The 18358-nt window shown below is 69.0% G+C and carries 14 protein-coding genes; 11 read left to right on the forward strand and 3 right to left on the reverse strand.

Going from position 1 to position 18358, the window contains the following annotated elements; translation table 11 throughout:
- Positions 1–9 precede the first annotated feature (9 nt).
- The gene (locus tag F6W70_RS14245) at positions 10–561 is read left to right on the forward strand and encodes an OsmC family protein (RefSeq protein ID WP_151487078.1); all 552 of its coding nucleotides are present in this window, start codon (positions 10–12) and stop codon (positions 559–561) included.
- 78 nt (positions 562–639) lie between these two features.
- On the forward strand, positions 640–2328 hold the full coding sequence (locus tag F6W70_RS14250; protein WP_151487079.1) for an ABC-F family ATP-binding cassette domain-containing protein: 1689 nt from the start codon (positions 640–642) through the stop codon (positions 2326–2328).
- Positions 2329–2341: 13 nt separating this feature from the next.
- Here F6W70_RS14250 and F6W70_RS14255 read toward each other — a convergent pair whose 3' ends face one another.
- Complete coding sequence (locus F6W70_RS14255; protein WP_151487080.1) at positions 2342–3427, reverse strand: FAD-dependent oxidoreductase; 1086 nt, start codon at positions 3425–3427, stop codon at positions 2342–2344.
- 73 nt (positions 3428–3500) lie between these two features.
- On the opposite strand from F6W70_RS14255, the gene F6W70_RS14260 reads away from it, so the two are divergent.
- The 8 genes from F6W70_RS14260 (at position 3501) to F6W70_RS14295 (ending at position 15820) form a co-directional block, all read left to right on the forward strand.
- Positions 3501–4616 carry a GuaB3 family IMP dehydrogenase-related protein gene (locus F6W70_RS14260; protein ID WP_017828287.1) on the forward strand — a complete coding sequence of 372 codons (1116 nt, stop codon included), beginning with the start codon at positions 3501–3503 and terminating at the stop codon, positions 4614–4616.
- Positions 4617–4674: 58 nt separating this feature from the next.
- Positions 4675–5439, forward strand: a complete 765-nt coding sequence (locus F6W70_RS14265) for an SURF1 family protein (protein ID WP_174799587.1) — start codon at positions 4675–4677, stop codon at positions 5437–5439.
- Positions 5440–5672: 233 nt separating this feature from the next.
- Positions 5673–10292 (forward strand): ExeM/NucH family extracellular endonuclease, encoded by a 4620-nt coding sequence (locus F6W70_RS14270; protein ID WP_151487081.1) that lies wholly within the window; start codon positions 5673–5675, stop codon positions 10290–10292.
- Positions 10293–10433: 141 nt separating this feature from the next.
- Entirely contained in the window at positions 10434–10946 is a 513-nt protein-coding gene (locus F6W70_RS14275) for a DUF3817 domain-containing protein (protein ID WP_055870449.1), read from the forward strand.
- Complete coding sequence (gene guaA, locus F6W70_RS14280) at positions 10943–12529, forward strand: glutamine-hydrolyzing GMP synthase (RefSeq protein WP_151487082.1); 1587 nt, start codon at positions 10943–10945, stop codon at positions 12527–12529. The genes F6W70_RS14275 and guaA overlap by 4 nt, the downstream gene beginning before the upstream one ends.
- Positions 12520–13926, forward strand: coding sequence for a glycosyltransferase (locus F6W70_RS14285; RefSeq protein ID WP_151487083.1), 1407 nt, complete (start codon positions 12520–12522; stop codon positions 13924–13926). The genes guaA and F6W70_RS14285 overlap by 10 nt, the downstream gene beginning before the upstream one ends.
- A 159-nt stretch (positions 13927–14085) precedes the next feature.
- Positions 14086–14511, forward strand: a complete 426-nt coding sequence (locus F6W70_RS14290) for a YciI family protein (protein ID WP_017828299.1) — start codon at positions 14086–14088, stop codon at positions 14509–14511.
- A gap of 13 nt (positions 14512–14524) precedes the next feature.
- The gene (locus F6W70_RS14295; RefSeq protein ID WP_151487084.1) at positions 14525–15820 is read left to right on the forward strand and encodes an RNA polymerase sigma factor; all 1296 of its coding nucleotides are present in this window, start codon (positions 14525–14527) and stop codon (positions 15818–15820) included.
- 79 nt (positions 15821–15899) lie between these two features.
- On the opposite strand, the gene F6W70_RS14300 is transcribed toward F6W70_RS14295, so the two are convergent.
- Both F6W70_RS14300 and F6W70_RS14305 read right to left on the reverse strand, forming a co-directional pair.
- On the reverse strand, positions 15900–16172 hold the full coding sequence (locus tag F6W70_RS14300; RefSeq protein WP_021198885.1) for a GlsB/YeaQ/YmgE family stress response membrane protein: 273 nt from the start codon (positions 16170–16172) through the stop codon (positions 15900–15902).
- 166 nt (positions 16173–16338) lie between these two features.
- Complete coding sequence (locus F6W70_RS14305; protein WP_055870460.1) at positions 16339–17265, reverse strand: Bax inhibitor-1/YccA family protein; 927 nt, start codon at positions 17263–17265, stop codon at positions 16339–16341.
- A gap of 90 nt (positions 17266–17355) precedes the next feature.
- Between F6W70_RS14305 and F6W70_RS14310 the strand changes: the two genes are divergently transcribed.
- Positions 17356–18342, forward strand: coding sequence for a glycerophosphodiester phosphodiesterase family protein (locus F6W70_RS14310; RefSeq protein WP_031205375.1), 987 nt, complete (start codon positions 17356–17358; stop codon positions 18340–18342).
- The last annotated feature ends 16 nt before the right edge of the window (positions 18343–18358 follow it).

Consider the following 18358-nt stretch of genomic DNA (forward strand, 5'->3'; position numbering starts at 1 on the left):
CGTCGGGCCATGACTCTTCTCCAGGAACAGCTCGCGGGTGTCGCCGACGTCACTGCGGCCGAGCGTGCACAGCGACTCACCGACGCCGGAGCGGCGTGGAATGAGCGGATCGCGGCGGACCACGCGAACGCCCAGCTCACCTACCGGGTCAGTGGTCGGGGCATCGGGTCCGTGGCGACCGAGATCCGTGCGGGAAAGCATCGTTTCCTCGTCGACGAACCGGGTGCGCTCGCCGGCGACGATGTGGCGGCGAGCCCGGTCGAGTACGCGCTGGGCGCGCTGGTCTCGTGCCAGGTCGTCGTCTACCGGCTCTACGCGCAGGCTCTCGGGCTCACGATCGACGAGATCGAGATCACGGCCGAGGGCGACCTCGACGTGCGCAAGCTCTTCGGCATCGATGAGTCGGGGCGCGCCGGATTCCACGACGTGCGGGTGTCGGTCGAGATCACGGGCCCGGACGGTGCGGAACAGTACGAGAACCTGCGCGCCGTCGTCGATGCGCACTGCCCGGTGCTCGACCTGTTCGCCGCGCCCGTTCCGACCTCGAGCGTTCTCGCCTGAGCGGAGTTCGGAGCATCGCGGCTCCGCCTGATAGCCTGGTCGGCTCGGCATGCGCGGGCGGAAGGACGGCCACGCACCGTGGGCTCTATCGATGTATCCAGCGTCTCCTTGACGCTCCCTGACGGCAGACCGCTTCTCGATGAGGCGAGCTTCCGTGTCGGCGCCGGCTCGACGAGCGCGCTGATCGGCCCGAACGGCGCAGGGAAGACCACCATGCTGCGGATCATCCGCGGTGACCAGGCCGCCGATGACGGCGTCGTCACGATCGACGGCGGGCTCGGCGTCATGGATCAGTTCGTCGGCCACGGCGAGGCCGGGGAGACGGTGCACCAGCTTCTGGTGCGCGTCGCCCCTGCGCGCATCCGCGGGGCGGCCGAGGCGCTCGAGTCCGCCGAGAACGCGCTGATCGAACGCGACGAGCACGACACGCAGATGGCCTACGCGTCGGCGATCGCCGAGTACGCGGATGCGGGCGGCTACGAGCACGAGACTGTCTGGGACCAATGCACGATCGAAGCCCTCGGTGTGCCGTACGAGCGCGCCAGGTATCGCGAGCTCACCACCCTCTCCGGCGGAGAGCAGAAGCGGCTCGCGCTCGAGGCCCTGCTGCGCGGCCCGGATGAGGTGCTGCTTCTCGACGAGCCGGACAACTACCTCGACGTGCCCACCAAGAGGTGGCTGGAGGAGCAGTTGCGGCAGACCTCGAAGACCGTGTTGCTGGTTTCGCACGACCGGGAGCTGCTCGCACGCGCCGCCGATCGGCTCATCACGCTCGAGCCCGGAGGCGCCGGCGCCACGGCCTGGGTGCACGGCGGCGGATTCGGCACGTACCAGCAGGCGAGGACCGACCGGATGGACCGGCTGGATGAGCTGCGCCGGCGCTGGGACGAGCAGCACGAGAAGCTGCGCACCCTGGTGGCGAACCTCAAGGTGAAGGCCTCGGCGAACGACGGCTTCGCCTCGCGCTATCAGGCCGCCCAGACCCGCCTGCGCAAGTTCGAGGAGGTCGGCCCGCCCGAGGAGCGCCCGCCCGCCCAGGAGTTCGACATGCGGTTGCGCGGCGCCCGCACGGGCAAGCGGGCCGTGGTCGCGCAGCGCCTGGAACTGACCGGGCTCATGCGTCCGTTCGACGCCGAGGTCTGGTACGGCGATCGGGTGGCCGTGCTCGGATCGAACGGATCGGGCAAGTCGCACTTCCTGCGGCTGCTCGCCCGCGGCGGCAGCGACCCCGACTCGACGCTCGGCCATGTCACCTCGACGGGCGAGCAGCTCGGCCCGGTGGCGCACACCGGCACCGCCACCCTCGGAGCGCGGGTCGTTCCTGGACTGTTCGCGCAGACGCACGCGCATCCGGAGTTCGTCGGGCGCACGCTGCTGGAGATCCTGCATCGCGGAGACGATCGTCGTGCCGGGATGCCGCGCGATGCCGCGAGCTCGGCTCTGGACCGCTACGGACTCGTGCGGCAGGCCCAGCAGACGTTCGATTCGCTCTCGGGAGGACAGCAGGCGCGGTTCCAGGTGCTCCTGCTCGAGCTCTCCGGTGCGACGCTGCTGCTGTTGGACGAGCCGACCGACAACCTCGACCTGGAATCGGCCGAGGCACTCGAACAGGCACTCGCGCGCTTCGCGGGCACGGTGCTCGCGGTCACGCACGACCGCTGGTTCGCGCGGTCCTTCGACCGGTTCCTGGTGTTCGGAGGAGACGGCGAGGTCTACGAGTCGGATGAGCCGGTGTGGGATGAGAAGCGGGTGACGCGCACGCGGTGACGCCTCCGGGCGCTCAGGGCAGCCGGAAGGGCGCAGCGGCGCGCGCGTCGGGGTCGGTGGCGAGGTCGGCGAGCACTCCACCGACGCCCGGTGCGAACTTGAAGCCGTGGCCGGAGAATCCGGCTCCGACGACGATCCGGCCTCGCCGGTCGAGCACGAAGGTCCCGTCGTCGGTCGAGGTGTAAGTGCAGCTGATCGGCACCGCGGATGCCGGGTCGAGGCCGGGCATCCACTCCCGCACGTAGTCGGAGAGCGCGCGCTGGTGCGTCGGCAGGTGCGGACGGGCATCCGGGTCGACGGCATCGCCGACACCGTGGAACCCCACCTTGACCCCTTCGCCGGGCGTCGGCATGCCGTACACGGCCGCGGGGTACGCCTCCGGGTCGACGTAGTGGTTGAACGACGGCCACGGGGCCTCCGTCAGCGGCCGGAAGTGTGCCGGCGTCTCTTCGGTGACGGTGAGAGCCGGCAGGTCGAGGCGCGGGAGGAGCGTGCGCGTCCACGCGCCGGCCGTCACGACGAGGGTCTGCGCGCGCAGCCGGGTGCCGTCGGAGAGGCTGACCTGCGCACCGTCCGCAGTCTCGGCGATGTGCGCGACCGGAGTGCTCCAGCGCACCTCGCCGCCGCCGACGACGATGCGCCGTTCCAACTCCCGCAGCGTCTCGGTCGCCCGTACGACCCCGGCATCCGAGGACCACAGCACGTCGCCGTCGAAGCGCATGCCCGGCCACCGGGTGCCCGCCTCGACGGGGGAGAGGACCGTGTTCGGGATGCCGCGGGCATCGAGCCCCTCCTGCACGGCGGCTATGTCGAGACGGCCGTGCGTGACGAGTCCGTGCAGCCGCAGAAGCGGCTCGCCGTCGACGTCTCCGAGCGCATCCCAGCCGGCACGGGCGCGCACGAGCAGGTCGAGGTAGTGCTCCTCGCCGTAGGCGTTGTTGAAGTTGCGGGTCGTGCCGTGCGATGCGCCTTCGTGGTGTCCGCGGGCGAATCGCTCCAGCACCACGGGTCGAAGGCCTCGGCGCACCAGCTCCCAGGCCGTGGCCAGGCCCATGACGCCCGCGCCCACGACCACGATGTCCACGTCGTCGGTCCTCATGCTGCCTCCCGGTCTCGGATCCAGTCTCCCAGCACGGGCGACTGCGGCCGCCGGGTAGGCTGGAGGGGTGACCATGGAGATCGAGCTCGGCCGAGGAAAGCGTGCACGTCGCGCGTACACGTTCGATGACATCGCGGTGGTGCCTTCCCGGCGCACGCGCAACCCGGAGGATGTGTCCACCGCCTGGACGATCGACGCCTTCGGCTTCGGGATCCCGGTGCTCGGAGCACCGATGGACTCGGTGGTGAGCCCGCAGACGGCGATCATGCTCGGTCAGCTCGGCGGTCTGGGCGTGCTCGACCTCGAGGGTCTGTGGACGCGCTACGAGAACCCCGAGCCGCTGCTGGCGGAGATCGCAGGCCTCGACGCGGCGACGGCCACCGTCCGCATGCAGGAGCTGTACTCCGAGCCGATCAGGCCCGAGCTCATCACCCGTCGCCTCGCCGAGATCCGCGAGGCCGGCGTCACCGTCGCCGGGTCCCTGACCCCCCAGCGCACCCAGGAGTTCTACGACACCGTCGCCGCCGCCGGCGTCGACCTGTTCGTGATCCGCGGCACCACGGTGTCGGCCGAGCACGTGTCGAGCGTGGCAGAGCCCCTCAACCTCAAGAAGTTCATCTACGACCTCGACGTCCCCGTCATCGTGGGCGGTGCGGCGACCTACACCGCTGCCCTGCACCTGATGCGCACGGGAGCCGCCGGCGTGCTCGTCGGCTTCGGCGGGGGAGCGGCATCGACCACCCGCGCGACCCTCGGCATCCACGCGCCGATGGCGACCGCGGTCTCCGACGTCGCCGCCGCGCGTCGCGACTACCTCGACGAATCCGGTGGACGCTACGTGCACGTGATCGCCGACGGCGGCGTCGGCACGTCCGGCGACATCGTCAAGGCTCTCGCGATGGGCGCCGATGCGGTCATGCTCGGCGTCGCGCTCGCTCGCGCCACCGACGCGCCCGGCCGCGGGTTCCACTGGGGCCCCGAGGCCCATCACCCCAAGCTGCCGCGCGGCCACCGTGTCGAGGTCGGAGGCATCGGCACGCTCGAGGAGATCCTCTACGGTCCTGCGCCCGTCGCAGACGGCACCGCGAACCTCATCGGTGCGCTGCGCAAGTCGATGGCGACCACCGGGTACTCCGACCTCAAGGAGTTCCAGCGGGTCGAGGTCGTGCTCGCACCGTACGAGGCCTGAGGTCCTGCGCTTCACCGTGACCACTCCTGCCCTGTTCCCCCCGACGCTCCGCGAGGTCATGCTCCGGGGACGTTGGATCGCGATGCTCCTGCTCTGCCTGCTCGTGGCCGGAGTCTTCGCCTGGCTCGGTCAGTGGCAGCTGGAGCGCGCGATCGAGACCGACCCGCCCGCGCCCGGTGCCACCGAAGAGGTGCAGCAGCTCTCGGAAGTCCTCGAGCCCGGCCAGTATCTCCCCGAGCCGCTGGTGGGCCAGCGCGTCGAGACCACGGGGGCCTGGGTCCCCGGCGACTTCATCGTCGTGTCGAGTCGGTTCAACGACGACGTCCAGGGGTACTGGGTCACCGGTCAGCTCCGGGTCGACGAGCGCGTGTCCATCGCCGTCGCGATCGGCTGGGCGCCGGACCGTGAGACCGCGGATGCGGCCGTGAAGGATCTCGAGGCCGGCGCCGACGGCTCCGAGGTCGACATCACCGGACGCATCATCTCGGACGAGGGTCCGCGGGTGCCGCCGCATTCCGATCCGCAGCAGCTCGACCGGATGTCTCCCGCCGCTCTCCTCAGCCGCTGGCACGATGCCGAAGGTCTCGACGTCTATCGTCCGTACCTCGCCTCCACGACCGCCACCGCCGGGCTGGTCGACATCTCGTCACCGGCTCCCGATGAGATGTCGCCGGTCAACTGGCTCAACGTGTTCTATGCGGTCGAGTGGGCGATCTTCGCCGGCTTCGCCTTCTACCTCTGGTACCGCCTCGCGAAGGACGCCTGGGAACGCGAGGTCGAGGAGTTCGAAGACGAGGCCGAGGCCAGAGCCACTGCCGGATAACCCGCGCATTCGCGCGCCCCGAGGTGCGCAATTGTGCGGCGCGGCAGGTCGTTAGCGACCTTCGTCAGGGGTCGCTCGGGCCATCCGGTGATCGCTCGATGACGAATCGGAAAACTCCGTTGAGGATGTCGGGACCGCTCCGTATGCTCGCACCATGTGAGCATGCTGGGAGTTTCCCCTGTGTGCCGTGACAGTCCTGAGAAGTGTCGAACCCGATCGAGGAGACAGCACCGATGATGTCCGCTCCAGATGACGAGAACCGCGCGGTTCCCGTCTCGCACCGTAGAAGTCGGGGGCGCATCGGCGCTCTCGCCGTGACCTGCGTCGCCGCGCTGAGCCTCGGCTCGCTGGCCGCGGTTCCCGCCACAGCCGACACCACGGGCACGGGGGTGGTGATCAACGAGGCGTATCTCTCCGGCGGCAGCGCCGGGGCGGCGTTCAAGAACAAGTTCGTCGAGCTGTACAACCCCACCTCTGCCCCGATCACCCTGGACGGGATGTCGCTGCAGTATCGATCGGCCACCGGCTCGGCCGCCTTCAACGGTGTGGCTCCGCTCACCGGTGTGATCCCGGCCGGCGGCTACTACCTGGTGCAGGGCAACAGCAACGGTGCGAACGGCGCCGAGCTGCCCGCGCCCGATGCCGTCAGCGCCCTGACCCCGAGCGGCACCAACGGCACGCTCGCGCTCGTCGAGGGCACTGCGGCTGTGAGCCTCACCCCCGGCTCCGTCGTGGGCGTCGACGGCGTCGTCGACCTGCTCGGTTACGGCACCTCCAACACCTTCGAGGGCACCGCCGCCGCCGCACCGGCAGGCAACACCGACGTCAAGTCGCTCAACCGCACGGGCGGCGTCGACACCGACGTGAACAGCGCGGACTTCACGCTCTCCGCCACGATCACCCCGCAGAACTCCGGCGACACCGACCCGGGGACCGGCCCGGGCACCGACCCGACCGAGGCCACCATCGCCGAGGTCCAGGGCACGACCGACGTCTCCCCGCTGAGCGGGCAGACCGTGCAGGTCGAGGGCGTCGTCACCGCCGACTACCGCACCGGCGGCTACAAGGGCATCGTCATCCAGACGCAGGGCTCCGGCGGCGCGACGGATGCGACTCCCGGCGCCTCGGACGGCGTGTTCGTCTTCCTGAACGCCTTCAACCCCACTCTCGCGATCGGCGACCTCGTCTCGGTGACGGGCGCTGTGAGCGAGTACTTCGGGCAGACGCAGATCAACCCGGCCGCGGCCGGTGATGTCTCCGTCGTGACCGCTGGCGTCGGCGTTCCCGCCGTCACCCCGCTGCCCGCCGCGGCGCAGGGCGCCGACCGTGAGCAGTACGAGAACATGTACGTGGCGCCGGAGGGGACCTACCGTCTCGCCTCCAGCCACCAGCTGTTCAACTTCGGCACGCTCTGGCTGAACGCCGGCGACGCACTCGCCGTCAAGAGCACCGAGACCACGCGTCCGGGCGACGCGGCCGCAGCGATCGCGGCAGCGAACCGCGCCAACCGCATCCTGCTCGATGACGGCTGGTCCATCCAGGTCACGAACAACGGCCACCCCGGTGAGCAGCCCTACTTCACCAAGGACACGGTGGTCCGAAACGGCGACACCGTCGACTTCGGCGACAACGGCTACGTGCTGCAGTGGGGCTTCAACGACTGGCGCCTGCAGCCGGTCGTGCCGATCGACGACTCCTCGTCGGCCGACCTCAAGGTCGGCTTCGAGGCGACGAACCCCCGCACCGACAGCGCACCGTCCGTGGGCGGCGACGTCCAGGTGGCGTCCTTCAACGTCTACAACTACTTCACGACGCTGAAGAGCGAGAACTCGAGCGCTCGGGGCGCGGCGAACGCGGCGCAGTTCGCGATCCAGAAGTCCAAGATCGTCGCGGCGATCAACGGACTCGACGCCGACATCGTCTCGCTCATGGAGATAGAGAATTCGGTCAAGCTGGGCAAGCCCATCGACACGGCCCTCAAAGACTTGGTCGCCGGGCTCAACGCCGACGCCGGCAGCGACGTGTGGGGTTACGTGCCGACGCCCTCCGCGTTGAACAACGCGGCGACGACCGACTTCATCACCAACGCGATCATCTACAAGAAGGACGCGGTCAAGCGGGTCGGCGACAGCGCCACCGTCACCGACGAGACCGTGTGGGGCAACGCCCGCGAGCCGATCGCCCAGGCGTTCGACATCGATGGCCGCGTCGTCACCGTCGTCGCGAACCACCTGAAGTCGAAGTCGCCGCCCGAGGGCGCGGGGGCGGAGCCGGCCGACGGCCAGGGCTTCTTCAACGCCGACCGCGTGAAGCAGGCGAACGCGATCCTCGCCTTCACCGCTGAGCTCGAGCAGACGACCGGCAGCGGCGACATGCTGCTGATCGGCGACTTCAACGCCTACGGCAAGGAAGACCCGATCGACGTCTTCACCTCCAACGGGTGGAGCGACCTCGTCGCCGACAAGGCCTCCGGTCAGTACACGTACACGTTCGACGGCGAGCTCGGCTCGCTCGACCACGTGATCGCGTCGCCGTCGCTCGCCTCGTCGATCACGGGCGCGGGAGTGTGGGGCATCAACTCGCCGGAGTGGAGCGACCGCGGCTACGCGTTCGGCGCCACCGAGCAGGGAACGCCCTACCGCTCCAGCGACCACGACCCGATCATCGTGGGCGTCTCCTCGGAGATCCCGCCCGTGAGCATCGACGTCGTCACGGTCAACGACTTCCACGGTCGGATCGAGGCCGACGGCGCTGCCGCGGGTGCTGCGGTCCTCGCTGGTGCGGTCAAGCAGTTCCGCGAGGCGAACCCGAACACGATCTTCGCCGGAGCCGGCGATCTGATCGGTGCATCCACGTTCACCTCCTTCATCAACGACGACAATCCCACGATCGACGCGCTCAACGCGGCCGGCCTCGACGTCAGCGCGGCGGGCAACCACGAGTTCGACCAGGGCTGGGAAGACCTTCGCGACCGTGTGCAGGAGCGCGCGGACTGGGAGTACATCTCCTCGAACGTGTTCGTCACCGAGACCGGCGAGCCCGCGCTCGCACCGGCCTGGGTGAAGGAGCTCGACGGGGTCAGGGTCGGATTCGTCGGTGCGGTCACCGAAGACCTCGACTCGCTCGTCTCGCCCGAGGGCATCAAGGACCTCGAGGTCCGCAGCATCGTCGACTCCGTGAACGCGGTGGCCGACGATCTGCGCGACGGCGACGAGTCCAACGGTGAGGCAGATGTCGTCATCCTGCTCGTCCACGAGGGCGCTTCCAGCGTCGAGCTGTCCAGCATCACGCCGGACTCGCCCCTGGGCGAGATCGTCTACGGCGTCGATGACGACGTGGATGCCATCGTGTCGGCGCACACCCACCTCGCCTACAACCACGTGATCGACGGCCGTCCGGTCGTCTCCGCGGGGCAGTACGGCGAGAACCTGGGCCTGATGAACATCAAGGTCGACCCGAAGACGAAGGACCTGATCTCGATCACCAACGAGATCAAGCCCCTCACCGCTGCGGGCAAGCCGCTGTATCCGGCCGTCCCCGAGGTGGCCGACATCGTCGCCAAGGCGAAGGCCGAGGCCGATGTGCTGGGCGCGATCAAGGTCGGAGACATCACCGCCGACTTCAACCGCGCGCGTCAGACGAACGGATCCGAGAACCGCGGTGGCGAGTCCACCATCGGCAACTTCGTCGCCGACGTGCAGAAGTGGTCCACGGGTGCCGATGTGGCGATCATGAACCCGGGTGGTATCCGGGCGAACCTCACGTACGCTTCGGCCGGAGCATCCGATCCCGATGGCAACGTCACGTACCGCGAGGCGGCGACCGTCCAGCCGTTCGCGAACACGCTGGTGACGCTGACGCTCACGGGTGCGCAGCTGAAGGGCGTGCTCGAGGAGCAGTGGCAGCCGGCGGGTTCGGCTCGCCCGTTCCTGAAGCTCGGCGTCTCGGAGGGGCTGGTCTACACCTACGACCCCGCCGCGGCACAGGGGTCACGGATCACCTCGATCACGCTCAACGGCACACCGCTCGACCCGGCGGCGAACTACACCGTCGCTGCCAACTCGTTCCTCGCGGCCGGTGGAGACAACTTCTTCACCTTCAAGCAGGGCACGGGCAAGCGCGACACCGGCAAGATCGATCTGCAGTCCATGGTCGACTGGTTCGACGCGAACAAGACAGCGAGCCCCGACTACGCCCAGCGCGCGGTCGGCGTGGCGGTCACACCCGCGGACGCCGACGGCTACAGCGCCGGCGACCAGGTCACCGTGTCGCTCTCCTCGCTGGCGTTCAGCGCCGGCGAGCCGGCCCCGGGTGAGGTGTCGCTGTCGCTCGGCGGCACGCAGCTCGCGGCCGGTGCCGTCGACCCGGCGGTGGTGGACACCACCGACGAGGGCGGGCGCGCCAGCCTGACCTTCACGGTGCCGTCCGGCGTGTTCGGTGAGCAGGTGCTCACCGTCGCCGTCGCCGGTACCGGAACCACGGTGCAGGTGCCGTTCACGATCGCCGGCGAAGAGGAGTTCGCGGGAACGATCGCGCTCGGCTCGTCCAAGGTGACCGCGGGCAAGAGCCTCAAGGTCACCGGAGAGGGCTACGTGCCCGGCGAGACCGTGAGCATCGAGCTGCGTCCGAAGAAGGGCAAGCCGGTCCAGGTCGGCACGGTCCAGGTGCGCGCAGACGGCACGTTCAGCACCTCGGTCACCGTTCCCAAGAGCGCCCCGTCGGGCAAGTACACCGTCGCGGCGTCGCAGGCCGACGGAGACGCGGCCACAGCCACCGTCACCGTCAACCGCGCCGGAGGCATCATCGGTGCGATCCTCGACTGGCTCTGGGAACTGCTGACCCGGTGGTTCTGATCCGGGACGAGCGGAACTGATCCGGTAACCGGATGACACGGACGAAGGCCGTCGGGTGCGAACCCGGCGGCCTTCGTCGTCTCCTCTCCGATGCACCGGCGACCGGATTCGACACGATTTCCCGACGGCTAGACTGGAGGCATGCCCGAACCGAAAGTCGCCAGCTTTCCGGCGATCCGCGGTGCGCTGAAGTTCTACCAGATCGCGTCGATCATCACAGGAGTCATGCTGCTCCTGCTGCTCGCCGAGATGGTGCTGAAGTACACGCCGATCCACCTCGAGCTCTTCCTCGGAGGCTCCGGGGGGCCGCTCTGGTTCGCCGGCGTCCTGGCCGGGCCCGACTGCCAGTGGTGGTCGCTCTTCGCCCCGTGGACGAACTCGTGCGAGATGACCTCGCTCGGCGACGGGTTCAACGTGTCGCTGTTCATCCTCGTGGCGCACGGCTGGTTCTACGTCGTGTACCTGTTCTCGTGCTTCCGCATGTGGAGCCTGATGCGCTGGCCGTTCCCGCGCTTCATCCTGCTCGCGCTCGGCGGTGTCATCCCGCTGCTGTCGTTCTTCATGGAGGCGATCGTCGCCCGTGAAGTGAAGACCTATCTCGCCACCAGGGAGTCCGCAGAGACTTCCGCCCCCGCCCCGGAAGGTGTCCGTTGACCGAACAGTCCGAGACCCAGCAGCGCCCTGCGCTCGTCGTCGACTTCGGCGCGCAGTACGCGCAGCTGATCGCCCGTCGCGTCCGCGAGGCGGGTGTCTACAGCGAGATCGTGCCGCACACCGCCACGGCCGAGGAGATCGCCGCCAAGAACCCGGTCGCGATCATTCTCTCCGGTGGTCCTTCGTCGGTGTACGAAGAGGGTGCTCCGCGCCTGGACCCGGCGGTCTTCGACCTCGGTGTGCCGACCCTCGGCATCTGCTACGGCTTCCAGTACATGGCCCAGACCCTCGGCGGGGAGGTCGCGAACACCGGCCTGCGCGAGTACGGGGCGACGGATGCCGTGATCACGGGTGACGGCGGAACACTGCTGGGCGGCCAGCCCGCGCAGCAGAACGTCTGGATGAGCCACGGCGACCAGGTCGCCAAGGCCCCGGAGGGCTTCGACGTGCTCGCGACGACGGATGCGACCAAGGTCGCGGCGTTCGCGAACGAGGAGCGCGGCTTCTACGGCGTGCAGTGGCACCCCGAGGTCAAGCACTCCGACCACGGCCAGCGTGTGCTCGAGAACTTCCTGCACAAGGGTGCGGGCCTCGCCTCCGACTGGAACAGCGGCAACGTGATCGCCGAGCAGATCGAGCGCATCCGCGAGCAGGTCGGCGACGCTCGCGTGATCTCGGCCCTCTCCGGAGGTGTTGACTCCGCCGTCTCCACGGCCCTCGTGCACAAGGCGATCGGCGACCAGCTCACGGCGGTCTTCGTCGACCACGGGCTGCTCCGCAAGGGCGAGCGCGAGCAGGTCGAGAAGGACTACGTGGAGTCCACCGGTGTGCGACTGATCACGGTCGACGCGGCCGACACCTTCCTCGGCCACCTCCAGGGTGTGACCGACCCCGAGGAGAAGCGCAAGATCATCGGACGCGAGTTCATCCGCGCGTTCGAGAAGGTGCAGCTCGACCTCGTCGCCGAGGCCAAGGCCTCGGGCGGCGCCCCGGTGAAGTTCCTCGTGCAGGGCACGCTCTACCCCGACGTCGTCGAGTCCGGCGGCGGTGCGGGTACCGCGAACATCAAGTCGCACCACAACGTGGGCGGTCTTCCCGACGACCTCGACTTCGAGTTGATCGAACCGCTGCGCGCCCTGTTCAAGGACGAGGTGCGTGCGATCGGTCGCGAGCTCGGCATCCCCGAGGCGATCGTCGGACGTCAGCCGTTTCCGGGGCCCGGTCTCGGTATCCGGATCATCGGTGAGGTCACCGCTGACCGTCTCGAGATTCTGCGTGAGGCCGACGCCATCGCCCGCGAGGAGCTGACGAAGGCCGGTCTCGACCAGGAGATCTGGCAGTGCCCCGTCGTGCTGCTGGCCGATGTGCGCTCGGTGGGCGTGCAGGGCGACGGCCGCACCTACGGTCATCCGATCGTGCTGCGCCCGGTGTCGAGTGAAGACGCCATGACGGCCGACTGGACCAGGATGCCGTACGACGTGCTGTCGAAGATCTCCAATCGCATCACCAACGGTGTCCGTGACGTCAACCGCGTCGTGCTCGACGTCACGTCGAAGCCGCCGGGGACGATCGAGTGGGAGTAGGGAGCGCGACGCTCCCCGACACGGCGCCGGCACTTCCCGACGCCGTGTACGTGGTGCTGTCCAGCCGGCTGATCCCCGGTATGGACGGCGGCTACACGATCGCGACGCTCACGCGCGCGCGTCAGCTCGCCGCCGCCGGTGTCGCCGACGGCACGGGACCGCAGCTGCTCACCTTCGATCCGGGAACCGCCGCCGACCATGCCGAGCACCGGCGGGCTTTCGCAGAGCAGGGCGCACTCGCCGACCCTTCGCGTCTGCGCAATCTGTTCGATGAAGCGGTTGCGGAAGGCGGGGGAGCGGCCGACTGGCTGCGTACCGCCGCCGACGCCGCCGTGAGCGCCGATCCCGACGTCGAGTACCGGGTGCTGGCTGATCCCGAGGGGCGACCGTTCGTCGCGCTGCCGGTGATCCCGGGGAACCCGGATTGGCACCTGACCGAGGAGCCCGTGCTCGTGTACGACGCCGCGGGTGCGGTGGCCGGGGCTCTGCACGGGTTCCGCGGCCTCTACCGGGCCTGGCTCGACACGGTGACGGAAGCGTTCGGCGACCGGCAGATCATCGTGATCTGCGAGTCCCGACAGCTGGGCGAGCTCATCGCCGACTGGTCCGACCCGCGCCTGCGCATCCTGCACACGATCCACACCATGCACGTGGAGGCGCCGTACACCCCGGATGCGCCGATGAACACGCTCTGGACGCGGTGGTTCCGCGTGGCGGACAGGTTCGACGCCGTGATCTGGCCGACCGCCACGCAGCGTGACGACGTGGTGGCACGGTTCGGCTCCTCGGCCTCTCACGTCCTGGTGCCGAACCCCATCGCGCCGGTCGAACGCCGCGATGATCTGCGCGAAGACGGCCTGGTGGTCGTGCTCGGCCGCCTCGCACCCGGAAAGCGCATCGATCATGCCATCCGCGCGTTCCTCGCCGCAGGCGTTCCCGGCACCCGGATGGAGATCTGGGGCGGAGGCCCCGAAGAGGACCGACTGCGGGCACTCATCGAAGAGCTCGACGCCGGCGACCGCGTGCTGCTCGCCGGCTACACCGACTCACCGGGAACCGTGCTCGACCGGGCATCGATGATCGTCACCGCGACCGCCTTCGAGGGGCAGCCGTTGTCGATCGTGGAAGCGCTCCTGCACGGTGCGCCCGTCGTGTCGTACGACGCCCGCTACGGCATCCGCGACGTGCTCGAGCAGGGCGGCGGCGTGCTGGTCCCCAGTGGCGACGTCGACGCGCTCTCCGAGGCGATCCGCGCACTCCTGACCGACCCGGAACGACTCGCGGTGCTGAGCGCCGAGGCTCCGTCGGTCGCTGCAGCGTGGAGCCCTCAGCGTTCGCTCGACGCGCTCACCGCCGTGATCGCCGATGCCGCCGCGCGCCCGTCGCGTCGCGCTTGACCGTCGTCGAGCGATCCTCGTAGAGCGACCACCCCTCACCGTGCCGCCCGCGAGAACTTTCTTCGGAGAGAATTCCGGGATGATGTCGATCCGGGCCGTTCCCGTTCGACGTCATTGATGAGAGGGTCGAGAGACGGCCCTTCGAACAAGGAGAACATCATGAAGTTCATGCTCATCATGCGCGCGACCGACGAGGCCGTCGAGGCGTACAAGGAGATGCCGTTCGAGCAGGTCATCGAGGCCATGGGCAAGTACAACGAGTCGATGATGAAGGCCGGAGTGCTCGTCGCCGGCGAGGGTCTGACCGACGCCGCCGAGGGTTTCGTGGTCGACTTCAGCGCCGAGAAGCCGCTCATCACCGACGGCCCCTACGGCGAGACCAAGGAGCTGTTCAACGGTTTCTGGATCCTCGAGGTCTCTTCCCGCGAAGAGGCTGCGGAGTGGGCCAGCCGCGCGCCTCTCGGACGCGGGTCGTACCTCGAGGTGCGCAGGGTGACCGGAGTCGAGGACTTCCCCGCCGACAACGAGTGGATCGAGAAGGAAGCCGGCTGGCGCGAGGAGCAGGCTCAGCGCGCCCAGCAGTGAGGCGATAGCGGCGATGCACGCTTCCGCTCACGGTGAGACGGCGCGTTCGGCACCCGACCCCGGGTCTGCCCAACGCGCCGTCTCCGCCGTCTGGCGCATCGAGTCCGCCCGCATCGTCGGTGCTCTCACCCGGATGGTCGGCGACTTCGGTCTCGCGGAAGAGCTGGCCCAGGAAGCGCTCGTCGATGCGCTGCAGCAGTGGCCGACGGAGGGGGTTCCTCGCAACGCCGGTGCCTGGCTCACGGCGGTGGCCAAGCGCAGGGCCGTCGACCGGTGGCGACGGCAGGAGCGCCTCGACGAGCGTCTCGCCCTGCTCGCGCACGACCTCGAGCAGGAACAGGGGAAGGGCGGAGACCTGCTGTGGGATCCGGATGTCGTCGACGACGATGTGCTGCGTCTGATCTTCATCTCCTGCCACCCTGTGCTCTCCCGGGAGGCTCAGGTCGCTCTGACCCTGCGTGTCGTGGGAGGGCTGTCCAGCGAGGAGATCGCGCGCGCCTTCCTGGTGCCGACCGCCACCGTGCAACAGCGCATCGTCCGTGCGAAGAAGACGCTGTCCGCCGCGAACGCCCCGTTCGAGGTTCCCCCGCGTGAGGAACGCGCCCAGCGCATCGGTGCGATCCTCGGCGTGCTGTACCTGATCTTCAACGAAGCCCATGCCGCCAGCAGCGGTCCCGAGTGGATGCGTCCGGAGCTGAGTGACGAGGCCATCCGCCTGGGCCGGGTGCTCGCCGCACTGATGCCGCGGGAGCCCGAGGTGCACGGACTGCTGGCGCTGATGGAGCTGACGGCGGCGCGGTTCGCCGCGCGGGTGGATCGCCACGGCGACCCCGTGTTGCTGGCCGACCAGGACCGCAGGCGCTGGGACCGCAGCCGCATCGCGCGCGGGCGGGCGTCCCTGGCGAGAGCGGACGCGCTCGGACGCGGACGCGGCGCCTACTGCCTGCAGGCCGCGATCGCCGAGTGTCATGCGGTTGCCCGGTCGGTCGATGAGACCGACTGGGACCGGATCGTGCTCCTGTACGAGGCACTCGGCCGCATCTCCCCGTCGCCGGTCGTGGAGCTCAACCGTGCCGCAGCCGTCGCGATGGCCACCGGGCCCGCGTCCGCGCTGCGCATCGTCGATGAGCTGACGGGTTCGGGGGCACTGCGCGGCTACCACCTGCTGCCGGCGACGCGGGGTGAGCTGCTGCGTCGGCTCGGGCGCGAGGAGGAGGCGAGGAGCGAGTTCGTCGTCGCCGCCGGTCTCGCTGGCAACGATCGGGAGCGGGCGCTGCTGGAGCGGAAGGCGAGCGGGGCCGAGAAATGACTCGTCCCCCTCGGAAGCCGGAGCTGCCGAGGGGGACGAGCGGTGGGATCGACGTGCACGACGTCGCTTCCCCGGTGTGTCAGCTGCGCGCCTTCTGGCCGCGACCGGCGATCAGGCCGTAGATCAGGAGCACGATGATGGAACCCGCGATGGCGAGGAGCCAGGTGCCGAGGTCCCAGAACTCGGTGAGCGGACGGTTGAGGATCAGACTGCCGAGCCAGCCGCCGAGCAGTGCACCGACGACGCCGAGGAGCAGCGTGATGAACCAGCCGCCACCCTGCTTGCCGGGAAGGATCAGCTTGGCGATGGCTCCGGCGATGAGGCCGAGAAGAAGAAAGCCGAGAAAACTCATGGTCAGCTCCTGTGGATCGGGAGCCCCGGGGTGCCGGGGCTTCTGACATCCACATTGCCGATGTCGCTGCCTGAGTGCCAACCCCTTGCGCGCACGCCCCCGGGTATGCAAAGAGGCCCGCCTCCCTCGGGAGACGGACCTCTTCGTGATCTCGTGACGTGCGACGTCAGTTGTTGCCGCGGACGATCGCGATGATGCGCAGGATCTCGATGTAGAGCCAGACCACCGTGACCATGATGCCGAAGGCGCCGAGCCAGCCGTACTGGCGGGGAGCGCCGTTGCGGACGCCCTGCTGGATCTGGTCGAAGTCGAGCACGAGCGAGTACGCCGCCATGATCACGACGAGAACGCCGATGATGACACCGAGCGGGATGCCCATGATGTTGGCGCTGAGCATTCCGAACGCCTGTCCCTCGGGCAGCACGCCGGTCCACATGAGGACGACGTTCAGCAGCGAGAAGACCAGGTAGCCGATCATGGCGATCATGAAGATCTTGGTCGCCTTCTTCGACGCGCGGATCTTGCCGCTCGCGAAGAGGGCCAGGGTCACACCGACGACCGAGACGGTCGCGAGGGTCGCCTGGAAGACGATGCCGGGGTAGATGACCTCGAAGAACGACGAGATGCCACCGATGAAGAGGCCCTCGAACGCGGCGTAGGCGAAGATCAGCGCGGGCCGGACCTTCTTGCGCGACGTGAACGTGATGACCATCGCGAGCACGAAGCCGCCGAGTGCGCCGACGATCCACGGCAGCATGTTGGGCTGGAAGTCGCTGTACGGGTTGTACTTCGGCACATCCAGGCCACCGAGCGTCAGCACCCAGCCGATCGCGGCGGTGACGAGAAGGATGCCGAACAGGCCGGCGGTCTTCCAGACCGTGTCCTCGACCGACATGCGGTCGGTTTCGATGGCACCGGCCGGCGGGGCGGCGTACATGCCTTCGAGCTGTGCGTTGGCGGCGGCGTCCATCGCCCCGTGCTGGAGCGAGGCGTTCTGCGCGCCCTGGGCAGCCTGAGGTCCGCCCGGGTACGTCGCGACGTTGCGCGGGTCCTGCTGCTGGAAAGCAGGGTTGTTGAAAGCGAAGTTGCTCATTGGTGGGCCTCACTCCAAAGGGGGGTAGTAGGTCTCTTGCCTCAACGATACTCGGGAGGGGACGTCGACGGGGTGTTCTACGCTGAGAGCGTGCCCAGGAAATCACCCCTCGTCATCGGGCACCGCGGTGCGCCCGGCTACCGTCCGGAGCACAGTCGCTCCTCCTACGAGCTCGCGCTCGCCATGGGAGTCGATGCGGTCGAGCCCGACGTCGTGGCGACGAAGGACGGTGTGCTCATCGTGCGGCACGAGAACGAGATCTCGGGCACGACCGATGTGGCCGAGCATCCCGAGTTCGCCGACCGCAAGACGACCAAGCGCGTCGACGGGCAGGCGCTGACCGGATGGTTCAGCGAGGACTTCACCTGGGCCGAGCTGTCCACGCTGCGGATCCGCGAACGACTGCCGGAGGTGCGGACGTCGAGTGCGAGCTTCGACGGTGCCCAGCCGATCCTGCGCCTGCGGGACGTGCTCGACATCGTGCGTGACGGGTCGGCGGAGCACGGACGCGAGATCGGTGTGGTGCTCGAGGTCAAGCACGCCACGTACTTCGCGAGCATCGGCCTCGACCTGGCCCCGCTGATCGACCGCGAGCTGCGCGAGGCCGGATGGGCGGAGGGCGAGCTGCCGCTGGTGATCGAGTGCTTCGAGTCGACGGTGCTCGGTCAGCTGCGCGAGCGCGGGATCTCTGCGTCGTACATCTATCTGATCGAGGCGTCGGGGCGTCCGTACGACCTCCTGACGGCCGAGGGCTCGCACGCGCTCACGTACAAGGCGACGGTGAAGGCCCAGGGGCTCGACGGCCTCGTCGGGCGCGTCGACGGCATCAGCGTGAGCAAGAAGATGCTGCTCGACCGCGGCAACACGATCGTCGCCGACGCGCACGCACGAGGCCTCCAGGTGTTCACCTGGACGTGCCGCCCGGAGAACGCCTTCCTCGCGGCGGAGTTCCGCGGCCAGGGTGGACGCGGCGACTACGGCGACTACGAGGCGGAGTGGGGAGTCATCGCCCGCCAGGGCATCGACGGCGTGTTCGTCGATCATCCGGATCTGGGCGTCGCCTTCTTCCGCAGCTGACCTGCGCGCGGGCTCA

This window comes from Microbacterium maritypicum, assembly GCF_008868125.1.
GTDB classification, from domain to species: Bacteria; Actinomycetota; Actinomycetes; order Actinomycetales; family Microbacteriaceae; genus Microbacterium; species Microbacterium maritypicum.

Coding starts and splice junctions, on each gene's coding strand:
- F6W70_RS14255 (WP_151487080.1), bottom strand. CDS start 3,427: ATGAGGACCGACGACGTGGACATCGTGGTCGTGGGCGCGGGCGTCATG.
- F6W70_RS14305 (WP_055870460.1), bottom strand. CDS start 17,265: ATGAGCAACTTCGCTTTCAACAACCCTGCTTTCCAGCAGCAGGACCCG.
- F6W70_RS14295 (WP_151487084.1), top strand. CDS start 14,525: ATGCACGCTTCCGCTCACGGTGAGACGGCGCGTTCGGCACCCGACCCC.
- F6W70_RS14265 (WP_174799587.1), top strand. CDS start 4,675: ATGCTCCGGGGACGTTGGATCGCGATGCTCCTGCTCTGCCTGCTCGTG.
- F6W70_RS14245 (WP_151487078.1), top strand. CDS start 10: ATGACTCTTCTCCAGGAACAGCTCGCGGGTGTCGCCGACGTCACTGCG.
- F6W70_RS14260 (WP_017828287.1), top strand. CDS start 3,501: ATGGAGATCGAGCTCGGCCGAGGAAAGCGTGCACGTCGCGCGTACACG.
- F6W70_RS14270 (WP_151487081.1), top strand. CDS start 5,673: ATGATGTCCGCTCCAGATGACGAGAACCGCGCGGTTCCCGTCTCGCAC.
- F6W70_RS14290 (WP_017828299.1), top strand. CDS start 14,086: ATGAAGTTCATGCTCATCATGCGCGCGACCGACGAGGCCGTCGAGGCG.
- F6W70_RS14300 (WP_021198885.1), bottom strand. CDS start 16,172: ATGAGTTTTCTCGGCTTTCTTCTTCTCGGCCTCATCGCCGGAGCCATC.
- F6W70_RS14275 (WP_055870449.1), top strand. CDS start 10,434: ATGCCCGAACCGAAAGTCGCCAGCTTTCCGGCGATCCGCGGTGCGCTG.